Source organism: Micrococcus sp. GPGPB33 (assembly GCF_037853785.1).
Classification (GTDB): Bacteria; Actinomycetota; Actinomycetes; order Actinomycetales; family Micrococcaceae; genus Micrococcus; species Micrococcus luteus.
Map to the genome: position 1 here is coordinate 1,881,768 of NZ_JAQMWO010000002.1, position 11,708 is coordinate 1,893,475.

9 protein-coding genes are annotated in these 11,708 nt (G+C 74.4%); 8 read left to right on the forward strand and 1 reads right to left on the reverse strand.

Going from position 1 to position 11,708, the window contains the following annotated elements; translation table 11 throughout:
* Positions 1–2 precede the first annotated feature (2 nt).
* The 8 genes from carB to POD19_RS09010 all read left to right on the forward strand — a co-directional run bounded on the left by carB (position 3) and on the right by POD19_RS09010 (position 10,622).
* Complete coding sequence (gene carB / locus POD19_RS08975; RefSeq protein ID WP_010078599.1) at positions 3–3,308, forward strand: carbamoyl-phosphate synthase large subunit; 3,306 nt, start codon at positions 3–5, stop codon at positions 3,306–3,308.
* The gene (pyrF, locus tag POD19_RS08980) at positions 3,305–4,192 is read left to right on the forward strand and encodes an orotidine-5'-phosphate decarboxylase (protein WP_036336596.1); all 888 of its coding nucleotides are present in this window, start codon (positions 3,305–3,307) and stop codon (positions 4,190–4,192) included. Before carB ends, pyrF begins: the two co-directional genes overlap by 4 nt.
* 138 nt (positions 4,193–4,330) lie before the next feature.
* Complete coding sequence (mihF, locus tag POD19_RS08985; protein ID WP_010078601.1) at positions 4,331–4,645, forward strand: integration host factor, actinobacterial type; 315 nt, start codon at positions 4,331–4,333, stop codon at positions 4,643–4,645.
* Positions 4,646–4,716: 71 nt separating this feature from the next.
* Positions 4,717–5,367 (forward strand): guanylate kinase, encoded by a 651-nt coding sequence (gene gmk / locus POD19_RS08990; RefSeq protein ID WP_078025473.1) that lies wholly within the window; start codon positions 4,717–4,719, stop codon positions 5,365–5,367.
* Positions 5,368–5,433: 66 nt separating this feature from the next.
* Positions 5,434–5,874, forward strand: a complete 441-nt coding sequence (gene rpoZ / locus POD19_RS08995) for a DNA-directed RNA polymerase subunit omega (RefSeq protein ID WP_010078603.1) — start codon at positions 5,434–5,436, stop codon at positions 5,872–5,874.
* Between the two features lie 7 nt (positions 5,875–5,881).
* Entirely contained in the window at positions 5,882–7,168 is a 1,287-nt protein-coding gene (gene coaBC, locus POD19_RS09000) for a bifunctional phosphopantothenoylcysteine decarboxylase/phosphopantothenate--cysteine ligase CoaBC (protein WP_340309429.1), read from the forward strand.
* A gap of 15 nt (positions 7,169–7,183) precedes the next feature.
* Complete coding sequence (gene metK, locus POD19_RS09005) at positions 7,184–8,446, forward strand: methionine adenosyltransferase (RefSeq protein WP_010078605.1); 1,263 nt, start codon at positions 7,184–7,186, stop codon at positions 8,444–8,446.
* Positions 8,447–8,558: 112 nt separating this feature from the next.
* Complete coding sequence (locus POD19_RS09010) at positions 8,559–10,622, forward strand: primosomal protein N' family DNA-binding protein (protein WP_159401773.1); 2,064 nt, start codon at positions 8,559–8,561, stop codon at positions 10,620–10,622.
* An 8-nt stretch (positions 10,623–10,630) separates the two neighbouring features.
* On the opposite strand, the gene POD19_RS09015 is transcribed toward POD19_RS09010, so the two are convergent.
* The gene (locus POD19_RS09015) at positions 10,631–11,686 is read right to left on the reverse strand and encodes an alpha/beta fold hydrolase (RefSeq protein WP_144819023.1); all 1,056 of its coding nucleotides are present in this window, start codon (positions 11,684–11,686) and stop codon (positions 10,631–10,633) included.
* Positions 11,687–11,708: the final 22 nt, after the last annotated feature.

Below are 11,708 nucleotides of genomic sequence, written 5' to 3' on the forward strand. Positions count from 1 at the left end.
CCATGCCCAAGCGCACCGACCTGAAGTCCGTCCTGGTCATCGGCTCCGGCCCCATCGTGATCGGCCAGGCCGCCGAGTTCGACTACTCGGGCACCCAGGCCATCCGCGTCCTCAAGGAGGAGGGCGTCCGCGTCGTCCTCGTCAACTCCAACCCGGCCACGATCATGACCGACCCGGAGCTGGCCGACGCCACCTACGTCGAGCCCATCACCCCGGCCGTGGTCGCCAAGATCATCGAGAAGGAGCGCCCGGACGCCCTGCTGCCCACCCTGGGCGGCCAGACGGCGCTGAACACCGCCATCGCCCTCGACAAGGACGGGGTGCTCGAGCGCTTCGGCGTCGAGCTGATCGGCGCGAACATCGAGGCCATCGAGCTCGGCGAGAACCGCGAGCTGTTCAAGGGCGTCGTGGAGCGTGCCGGCGGCGAGTCCGCCCGGTCCCACATCGTGCACACGATGGAGGAGGCCCTGGCCGCCGTCGAGGACCTGAAGTACCCCGTGGTGGTGCGCCCCTCGTTCACGATGGGCGGCCTCGGCTCCGGCATGGCCTACGACGAGGCCGACCTGTACCGCATCTGCGGCGCCGGCCTGCAGTACAGCCCGACCTCCGAGGTCCTGCTCGAGGAGTCCATCCTCGGCTGGAAGGAGTACGAGCTGGAGATGATGCGGGACAAGAACGACAACGTCGTCGTCGTCTGCTCCATCGAGAACGTGGACCCCGTGGGCGTGCACACCGGCGACTCCATCACCGTGGCCCCGGCCATGACGCTGACGGACCGCGAGTACCAGAAGCTGCGGGACATCTCGATCAACGTCATCCGCGAGGTCGGCGTGGACACCGGCGGCTGCAACATCCAGTTCGCGGTGAACCCCGTGGACGGGCGCGTCGTCGTCATCGAGATGAACCCGCGCGTCTCCCGCTCCTCGGCGCTGGCCTCGAAGGCCACCGGCTTCGCGATCGCCAAGATCGCCACCAAGCTGGCCCTGGGCTACACGATGGACGAGATCCCCAACGACATCACCCAGAAGACCCCGGCGTCCTTCGAGCCGGTCCTGGACTACGTGGTCGTGAAGGTCCCGCGCTTCGCGTTCGAGAAGTTCCCGGCGGCGGATCCCACGCTGACCACCACCATGAAGTCGGTCGGCGAGGCCATGGCCATCGGCCGCAACTTCACGGAGGCCCTGCAGAAGGCCCTGCGCTCGCTCGAGCAGAAGGGCTCGGAGCTCGCGTTCCCGCAGGACGCCGACCCGCAGGCCCTGCTCGCGGCGGCGAGCACGGCCACCACCGACCGGCTCTCCCAGACCCAGCAGGCGCTCTACGCCGGCGCCACGATCGAGGAGGCCTTCGAGGCCACCGCGATCGACCCGTGGTTCCTGGACCAGTTCGTGCTCATCAACGAGGTCGCGGACGAGATCCGCGACGCCGAGGTCCTCGACGAGGCCCTGCTGCGCCGCGCCAAGCGGCACGGGTTCTCCGACGCCCAGATCGGCTCGCTGCGGCACATGGACGCCGCGGTCGTGCGCGGCGTGCGTCACGCCCTGGGCGTGCGCCCCGTCTACAAGACCGTGGACACCTGTGCCGCCGAGTTCGAGGCCTTCACCCCGTACCGGTACTCCAGCTACGACCTCGAGACCGAGGTCGCCCCGCACGAGGGCGAGTCGGTGATCATCCTCGGCTCGGGCCCGAACCGGATCGGCCAGGGCATCGAGTTCGACTACTCGTGCGTGCACGCCACCATGGCGCTGCGCGAGGCCGGTTACGAGACCGTGATGGTCAACTGCAACCCGGAGACGGTATCCACGGACTACGACATCTCCGATCGCCTCTACTTCGAGCCGCTCACGCTCGAGGACGTCCTGGAGGTCATCGCGGCAGAGGAGGCCTCCGGCGGCGTGCGCGGCGTCTTCGTGCAGCTCGGCGGCCAGACCCCGCTCAAGCTGGCCCAGCAGCTCGCCGACGCCGGCGTGCCGATCCTGGGCACCTCGCCCGCGGCCATCGACCTGGCCGAGCACCGCGGTGAGTTCGCGCTCGTGCTCGAGCGCGCGGGCCTGGTGGCGCCGAAGAACGGCACGGCCGTCTCCTTCGACGACGCCAAGCGCGTGGCGGACGAGATCGGCTACCCCGTGCTCGTGCGCCCCTCCTACGTGCTCGGCGGCCGCGGCATGGAGATCGTGTACTCCGAGGAGGCGCTGGCCCACTACGTGGCGCACGCGACGGAGATCACCCCCGACCAGCCGATGCTCGTGGACCGCTTCCTCGAGGACGCGATCGAGATCGACGTCGACGCCCTCTACGACGGCACCGAGCTGTACCTCGGCGGCGTCATGGAGCACATCGAGGAGGCGGGCATCCACTCGGGTGACTCCGCGTGCGTGCTGCCTCCCGTCACCCTGGGCCCGGACGTGCTCGAGCGCGTGCACCGCGCCACCGAGCGGATAGCGGCCGGCGTCGGCGTGCGCGGCCTGATCAACATCCAGTTCGCGCTCGCCTCGGACGTGCTGTACGTGATCGAGGCGAACCCGCGCGCCTCGCGGACCGTGCCGTTCGTCTCGAAGGCCACGGGCGTCCAGCTGGCCAAGGCGGCCGCGCGGATCGGCGTCGGCGAGAGCATCGCCGACCTGCGCGCGGCGGGCATGCTGCCCACGGCGTACGACGGCGGCACCCTGCCGATCGGCGCGCCCGTGGCGGTCAAGGAGGCGGTGCTGCCGTTCACCCGCTTCCGCACCGCGGAGGGCCGCGTGGTCGACTCGCTGCTGGGCCCGGAGATGCGCTCGACGGGCGAGGTCATGGGCATCGACAAGCACTTCGACACCGCGTTCGCCAAGTCCCAGTCCGCCGCCGGCGGCCCGCTGCCCACCTCGGGGCGCGTGTTCGTGTCGGTCGCCAACCGGGACAAGCGCACCCTCGTGGGCCAGGCCAAGCGCCTCGTCGACCTCGGCTTCCAGGTGGTCTCCACCGGCGGCACCGCCGAGGTGCTGCGGCGCAACGGCATCCCCGCGGAGGTCGTGGCGAAGATCGCCGACGCCGGGCACGAGGACGGCGCGGGCACCGTGCTGGAGCAGCTGCACGCCGGCACCGTCGACCTCGTGCTGAACACGCCCTCCGGCGGCGACGCCCGCACGGACGGCTACGAGATCCGCGCGGCCGCGACGTCGCTCGGCGTGCCGGTGATCACGACCACGGCCGAATTCGGGGCGTGCCTGCAGGCCATCGAGGCCATGCGGTCCTACGAGTGGTCCGTCACCTCACTGCAGGAGCACGACGCGCGCCTGCAGCAGGCTGTCGCCGGTCCGGAGGCCGCGGCGTGACCACGACGGCGACGGGCGGCGCGGGGCCCCGCGCCCCCTTCGGGCGGCGGCTGGCCCACGCCATGGAGACGGCCGGTCCGCTGTGCCTCGGCGTGGACCCCCATCCGGGCCTGCTGCGGCAGTGGGGCCTGAGCGACACCCCGGCGGGCCTCGAGGCGTTCTCCCTAACCGCCCTCGAGGCGGCGGTGGGTCCCGAGGGGCCCCGCGTGGCGGCGATCAAGCCCCAGGTGGCGCTGTACGAGCGCCACGGATCGGCCGGCCTGGCGGCCCTGGAGCGGCTGCTCGCGGCCGCCCGGGACGCCGGGGTGCTCACGATCGCGGACGCCAAGCGCGGTGACATCGGCTCCACCATGGACGGCTACGCCGCCGCGTGGATCGCCGACGCCTCGCCCCTGGCCGCGGATGCGGTGACGCTCAGCCCGTACCTGGGTTTCGGCACCCTCGTGCCGACCATCCGCGCCGCCCACGAGGCCGGCCGCGGCGTGTTCGTCCTCGCGCTGACCTCCAATCCGGAGGGCCGCGAGGTCCAGCACGTGGGCGAGGGGTCGGCCGAGGGATCGGTCGCCCGGCGCATCGCCGCGGCGGCGGCCGCCGAGAACGCGGCCCTGCGCGGCGACGACGCGTGGGGGCCGGTGGGACTCGTCTTGGGCGCCACGGTGGCCGCCGAGGCGGACCGCCTCGGCCTGGACCTGCCGGCCCTCGGCGGGCCCCTGCTGGCGCCCGGGTTCGGTGCCCAGGGCGCCACGGCCCGGGGCATGCGGGCCGACTTCGGGACGGCCTGGCCGCAGGTCTTGGCGACCTCGTCCCGCGGCATCCTGAGCGCGGGCCCGTCGGTGGCCTCGCTGGTGGACACGATCGAGGAGAATCGCGCCGCCCTGCGGTGACGCCCGCGTCCTCCCGGCGCGCCCGTGCCGTGTGGACGGGATGGTATCTTCCCTTTCGATCGGCTGTGCTCGTCGTCCTTGACCATGGAAGGGTCACGACGGGGCCGGTGGGGAACGAGAGGCATCGAGGTCAGACCCATGGCGTTGCGGCAGCTCAGTGTGCAGGAGAGGGCGGAGGCCCGGAGGAAGGCCCTCCAGGCCCGCCAGGCGCGGGCGGAGCTCAAGGCGGCCTTCGCCGCCGGTGAGGTCGGCCTGGCCGACATTTTCGCGCGCGCGGACGCCGACGACGCCGTCGCCCGTCTGCGGACCGTGGACCTGCTGCTGGCCCTGCCGGGCGTGGGCGAGGTCCGGGCCCGGGAGGCGATGGCGGGGTGCGGCATCTCGCCGCGGCGTCGGCTGGGCGGCCTGGGCCGTCGTCAGCGCGAGGCGCTGATCGCCTATATTGGCCGGTGACCCCCACATCCCGGCGGGTCGGCGCCGGCCCGGGTGACGGGTCTGCGAGGCCCGTCCCACCAGGAGGATGCGTGACCGACACGTTCGACCCCGGACCCGCCCCCGCCGTCCCGGTGGCCCGCACCGTCGTCCAGGAACGCCCCCCGGGCCCGGGCGTCACCGTCCTGGCCGGCCCCACCGCCGTCGGCAAGGGCACCGTGTCGGCCTATGTCCGCGAGCACTACCCCGAGGCCTGGCTGTCCGTCTCCGCCACCACCCGCCCGGCGCGCCCGGGCGAGGAGGACGGGGTGCACTACTACTTCACGACGCCGGAGGAGTTCGACTCCCTCGTCGAGGCGGACGAGATGCTGGAATGGGCCGTCGTGCACGGCGTCCACCGCTACGGCACGCGGCGCGACCGCGTGATGGAGGCCGTGGCGCAGGGCCGCCACGTCCTGCTGGAGATCGACCTGCAGGGAGCGCGCCAGGTCCGCCGTGCGCTGCCGGAGGCCACCTTCGTGTTCCTGGCGCCGCCGAGCTGGGAGGAACTCGTGTCCCGGCTGCTCGGCCGCGGCACCGAGAGCCCGGAGGAACAGCGCCGCCGGCTCGAAACGGCTAGACTGGAACTCGCCGCGGAACCCGAGTTCGACGCCGTCGTCGTGAACGACCGCGTGGAGCGGGCCGCCGAGGAACTGGTGAGACTCATGGGGCTGGACCCCGAGCGCCGTCCGACCGAGGCCTGAGGACCGGCCGCACCGACGCCGCACCCGGCGCCGACGTGACAGTGAGATGAAGACTTTGGAGACCCCGTGACCGAACAGTACGAAGGCATCGTCAACCCGCCCATCGACTCCCTGCTGGAGCGGGTCGACTCGAAGTACGCCCTGGTGCTCTTCGCCGCCAAGCGGGCCCGGCAGATCAACGCCTACTACTCGCAGCTGCACGAGGGGCTGTTCGAGTACGTCGGCCCGCTCGTGGACACCCAGCTGAACGAGAAGCCGCTGTCCATCGCCCTGCGCGAGATCGAGGCCGACCTGCTCGTGTCCCGCGAGGCCGTCGAGGCCACCCCGGAGGCCGACCTGGCCGCCGAGGACTTCGGCGACTTCTCCCTGCCGGGCGAGGACGACCCGTTCGCCACCCTCGAGTCGGCCGACGCCCACCAGCCGATGGGCGATCCCGCCGCCATCGAGGAGGCCGCCGAGACGGTGCGCGCCGAGGAGGGCACCTCCGAGGACGCCCCGGAGGCCTGAGCCCGTCATGGAGATCGTCCTCGGGGTCGGCGGCGGCATCGCGGCCTACAAGGCGGCGCTGCTGCTGCGCCTGATGACCGAGGCCGGCCACGGCGTGACCGTGGTGCCCACCGCCAACGCCCTCGAGTTCGTGGGCGCGGCGACGTGGGAGGCCCTCTCCGGTCGCCCGGTCCGCACGGACACGTTCGAGGCGGTCGACGAGGTGAACCACGTCCGGCTCGGCCGGCGTGCGGACCTCGTGGTGGTCGCGCCGGCCACCGCCGATCTGCTCGCGCGCACCGCCGCGGGGATGGCGCCCGACCTGCTGGGCAACGTGCTGCTCACCGCCACGTGCCCCGTCGTCCTGGCCCCCGCCATGCACACCGAGATGTGGCACCACCCCGCCACGGTCGCCAACGTCGCCCTCCTGCGCGAGCGCGGCGTCACGGTCGTGGACCCCGCCGTGGGCCGGCTCACCGGGGCCGACTCCGGCGCCGGGCGGCTGCCCGAGCCCGCCGAGATCTGGGAGCGTGCGCAGGCCGCCGCGGCCGCGGGCGCCCCGCGCCGTCCCCGGGCCTCCGGGTCCGACGCCGAGCCGACACCCGGCCCGCTGGCCGGTCGCACCGTGGTGATCACGGCCGGGGGCACCCGCGAGGCGCTGGACCCGGTCCGCTACCTGGGGAACCGCTCCTCCGGCAAGCAGGGGGCCGCCCTGGCGCGCGCCGCCCTCGAGGCCGGCGCCACCGTGCGGTTCGTCGCCGGGTCCATGTCCGTCCCGACGCCCGAGGGCGTCGAGCGCGTCGTGCCCGTGGAGTCCACGCAGGACCTGCTCGAGGCCGTGCTGGCGGAGGCCGCCGACGCCGACGTCCTCGTGATGGCGGCGGCCGTTGCGGACTTCCGACCGGCCGAGGTCTCCGACGCCAAGATGAAGAAGGGCGACGACGGCGGCGCGCCCGTCATCGTGCTCGAGCGCACCCCGGACGTGCTCGCCACGGCCGTGCGGACCCGCTCCGAGGGCGGGCCCATGGCCCCGCTCATCGTCGGCTTCGCCGCGGAGACCGGCGACGCGACGTCCTCCGTGCTCGAGTACGGCCGGGCCAAACTGGCGCGCAAGGGCTGCGAGATGCTCGTGGTCAACGAGGTCGGCACGGACAAGGTGTTCGGCCGGGACGAGACCGCCGTGACCATCCTGTTCGCCGACGGCCGCCCCGCCGTGGAGGCCGCAGGCTCCAAGGACGAGGCCGCGGCCGCCGTCGTGCAGGCGATCGTGGATGACCTCGCCGGTCGCGACCCCGCCGGCGCGTCGGGCCGCTGACCTAGACTGTGCGGCATGACCGATGCCGCCTCGCTGAGCCCCGCCCGCCACGCCGACCCGTATTCGGGGGTGGGCGGCGGAGAGCTCCGCCTCTTCACCTCCGAGTCCGTCACGGCGGGCCACCCCGACAAGATCTGCGACCAGATCTCCGACGCCATCCTGGACGCGATCCTCGCCGCCGACCCGTCGGCGAAGGTGGCCGTGGAGACCCTGACCACCACCGGCCTGGTGCAGGTGGCCGGCGAGGTGAACACCTCGGCGTACGTGGAGATCCCCAAGATCGTGCGCGAGACCATCCTGGACATCGGCTACGACTCCTCGGCCAACGGCTTCGACGGCGCCCAGTGCGGCGTGAACATCTCCATCGGCCAGCAGTCCTCGGACATCTTCGCCGGCGTCTCCCGGTCCCTCGAGGCCCGCGAGTACGGCTCGGCGGACGAGGTGGACGAGCAGGGCGCGGGGGACCAGGGCATCATGTTCGGCTACGCCACGGACGAGACCCCGGCGTACATGCCCATGCCCATCTACCTCGCGCACCGGCTCTCCGAGCGGCTCACCGCGGTGCGCCGGGCGGAGAACACGCCCATGCCGTACCTGCTGCCGGACGGCAAGACGCAGGTCACCATCGGCTACGCGCCCGGCCACGTGCCCACCACGGTCGAGGCCGTGGTGGTCTCCACGCAGCATCACGAGTGGGTCACGCAGGAGCAGCTGCGGGCGGACGTGGAGGAGCACGTGATCCGGCCCGTCATCGAGCGCTCCGGCCTCGACACCTCCGGCATGCGGATCATCATCAACCCGGGCGGCAAGTTCGTCATCGGCGGCCCCGTGGGCGACGCCGGCCTCACCGGTCGCAAGATCATCGTGGACACCTACGGTGGCATGGCCCGGCACGGCGGCGGCGCCTTCTCCGGCAAGGACCCGTCCAAGGTGGACCGCTCCGCCGCCTACATGCTCCGCTGGGTCGCGAAGAACGTGGTGGCCGCCGGCCTCGCCTCGCGCGCCGAGTTCCAGGTGGCCTACGCGATCGGCTCGGCCCGGCCCGTGGGCCTGTACGTGGACACCTTCGGGACGGCCACGGTGCCGGAGGAGAAGATCATCGAGGCCGTGAACGCGGTGTTCGACCTGCGTCCGGCCGCCATCGTGAAGGAGCTGAACCTCCTGCGGCCCATCTACCGACGGACCGCCGCGAACGGCCACTTCGGCCGGGACGACGCCGACTTCACGTGGGAGCGCACGGACCGCGTCGAGCAGCTGCGCGCTGCCGCCGGCCTCTGATCCGGAGGCGGGCATCACGGACACGCTGTTCGCCCTCCCGGAGCCGGAGGACGCGCCCCGACTGCCGGAGCGGGCCGAGGGGTGGCCGGAGCGGCCGATCGCCCGCGTCCTGCTGGACTCGCCCGTGCCGCACCTGGACCGCGAGTTCGACTATCTCGTGCCCGTGGCCCTGGACGACCGGGCGGTCCCCGGCTCCCGCGTGTCCGTCCGCTTCGGCGGACGGGCCATGACGGGCTGGCTCGTCTCGCGGGAGCAGGAGCCGGCCACCGGCGCCCAGCTCACCGAGCTCACCGGCGTGCTCACCGCCATCCCGCCGCTGACGGAGGAGGTCCTGGCGACGGCTCGCGCGGTGGCCCGCCGCCAGGCCGGCGTCGTCACGGACGTGCTGCGGGCCGCGGTGCCCCCGCGCGTTGCGCAGGTCGAGAAGGCCGCCCTGGCGGAGGACGCGGAAACCGCCGCGGACCACCCTGTGACGCTGACCGGCACGGACGCCGAGCGCCCGGAGCCTCCCGCGGCGGAGGAGGGCCTCGTGCCCACGGTGTGGGAGTCCCTCGAGGGGGGCACCGCGTTCGTGTCCGCCGTGCTGGCCGGGGACGCCGCGCGGGCGGCCGCCGTCGTGCCCTCGCGCCTGTTCGAATGGGACGAGGCGGGCGCGCTGGCCGCTCTGGCGCGCACGGTGGCCGCCTCGGACGGCGGCGTCCTGCTGCTGGTGCCCGACCACCGCGACCTCGACCGGCTCTGCGCCGCCCTCGACGAGCACGTGGGGGAGGACGCCTACGCGCGGATCGGCTCCGAGGACGGCAACACGCCCCGGTACCGCGCCCACCTGGCCGCGCTGCGCGGCACCCGGCGCATCGTGGCCGGCACCCGGGCCGCCGTGTGGTCGCCCGTGCGCGACCTGAGGCTGGTGGTGCTCTGGGACGACGGCGACGACGCGTGGGCAGAACCCCGCGCGCCCTACTTCCACGCCCGAGAGGTCGTGTTGGAGCGGGCCCGCGCGACCGGCGCGGCGCTGCTCTTCGCCGGGCCCTCCCGGTCCGTCCCGGTGCAACGGCTCGTCGAGTCGGGCTGGCTGCTGCACCTGGGCCCCTCCCGCGCGACCCAGCGCGAGCTCGGGCCACGGGTCGTCTCCACCGCCGACGCCTGGGAGACGGCGCGCGACCCGTTCGCGCAGCGGGCGCGGCTGCCGCAGGCCGCCTGGGCCGCCGCCCGCGCCGCGCTGCTCGGGCCACGGCCGGGCCCGGTGCTCGTGCAGGTGGCCCGGGCCGGCTTCATCCCAGCCCTCGTGTGCGAACGGTGCCGCACGCCCGCCCGCTGCCGCGTCTGCGCGGGGCCGCTGGGCTTCCGCGACGCGCGGGCCGCCCGGCACGGGGAGGTGGCCTGCCGGTGGTGCGGCACCCGGGAGCGCGGCTTCCGGTGCACCGAGTGCGGCGGCACGACGCTGCGGGCCGGCGCCCGCGGCGTGGACCGCACGGCCGAGGAGCTGGGCCGGGCGTTCCCGCGCGTGCCCGTGCACGCCTCCTCGGCGCAGCACATGCTCGGCTCGGTGCCGCCCGGGCCCTCCCTGGTGGTGGCGACCGTGGGGGCCGAGCCGGCGACGCCCGACGGCTACGCGGCCGCCCTGCTGCTCGACGGGGACAGCCAGCTCCAGCGCGAGGGCCTCGACGTGCCGGGCCGCGTGCTCGCCCGCTGGCTCGCGGCCGCCTGCCTGGTCCGCCCCGCCTCCGACGGGGGCGTCGTGGTGGTCACCGCGGACGCGGGGGAGGCGGTGAACGCGCTCGTCCGACGGGACCCCGACGGCTTCGCCGCGCGCCAGGTCGCCGAGCGGCGCGAGCTGCACCTGCCTCCCGCCGGCCGCCTCGCAGAGGTCACGGGGGAGGCCGCCGCCGTCGCGGAGTACCTCGAGCTCGTGGAGGCCGCCCGCCGGGAACGGCCGGACGAGGACGTCCACGAGGATCCGCACTCGGCCCCGCTCGATGGCGGCCCGGCGCGGCTGCCCTGGATTGGGCCGGTGCCGGACCCCGCCGACGAGACCCGCTCCCGCGCCCTGCTGATCTTCCCCTACGCGGCGGCCGAGGCCACCGTCGGCGCCCTGCGCGCCGCCCGGTCCGCAGCGAGCGCTCGGCGGGAGACCGCCCCGGTGCGGGTGCGGCTCGACCCGGCCGGGGTGCTCTGAGGGGCCCGTCAGCGGCCGGCGCGGCGGAGCCAGTCGCGGATCAACGCCGCACAGGCGGCCGGCCGCTCGTAGTGCAGCAGATGCCCGACGCCGTCGAGGACGTGCAGCTCCGCCGTGCCGCCCGCGTCGTCGATCGCCGCGGCGAGCGCCTCCTGTGCCGGCACCGAGCCCAGCGGATCCTCCCGCCCCGCGACCAGCAGCACCGGCAGGCTGAGGCGGGCGGCGACGTCGGCCACGGAGCCCGTGCTCGAGGCGCGGTACGCCTCGGAGAGCATGCGTGCGGAGGCGAAGTCCGAGAAGTGGCGCCGGTGCTGGTCATGGGTGTACGCGAGGACATCCCTGTCCCTGGTGCGGGTCATGGCGAGCGTGGTCACCCACACGACCGGCGGCGCGCCCAGCAGCAGCCGCGCCGGGCGCTCGGGCAGGCGGGCGGCGACCTCGTAGTACCCCTCGGCGACGGCCGCCAGCACCCGACTCGACACGGACGCCGACGCCTCCAGCGCGGGTTCGGCGATGGGGTTGAGCAGGACCAGCCGTCCCCACCGGGACGGGTCCCGCGCGACCAGCTCGGCCGCCACCGTCGTCCCGTAGGAGTGCGCGACCAGCACGGGGGTCGCCCGCAGACCCAGGGCGGCGACGACGGTGGCCACCGCGTCCGCGTGATGGGCCACGGTGTGCTCGGCGTGGGGGAAGGGCTCCGAAGCCCCGAAGCCGGGCAGCTCGATCGAGTGGATCGGATGCTCCGGGAGCGCGTCGGCCAGCAGGGCGAGGCCGTGGTGATCCCCGCGGAAGCCGTGCACGAACACCAGCGGGGCAGCGGCCGGGTCTCCCTCGGGTGCGCCTCGCGATCCCGGCGCGGCCTCCGGAACGGGGGCGTACTCCCACACGGCCACGGACGACGGGGTCCTGCGGACGGGGTCCGGGACCGCCAGGGTGCGCCGGCGGGGCGTCCGGGCCACGTGGCCCGTCAGCACGCGGGGATCGGCGGGCGCCGCGGGCGGGCGCAGCAGATCGCGCAGGCGGACGGGCGGGCCCGGGGCGGCGGACGGCGTCGGGACAGGCACGTCCCCACCCTAGCTGTTGTGG

Bases quoted from the DNA above. Each gene is read 5' to 3' on its own strand.
- carB (WP_010078599.1), top strand. From the start codon at position 3: ATGCCCAAGCGCACCGACCTGAAGTCCGTCCTGGTCATCGGCTCCGGC.
- coaBC (WP_340309429.1), top strand. From the start codon at position 5,882: ATGGAGATCGTCCTCGGGGTCGGCGGCGGCATCGCGGCCTACAAGGCG.
- metK (WP_010078605.1), top strand. From the start codon at position 7,184: ATGACCGATGCCGCCTCGCTGAGCCCCGCCCGCCACGCCGACCCGTAT.
- mihF (WP_010078601.1), top strand. From the start codon at position 4,331: ATGGCGTTGCGGCAGCTCAGTGTGCAGGAGAGGGCGGAGGCCCGGAGG.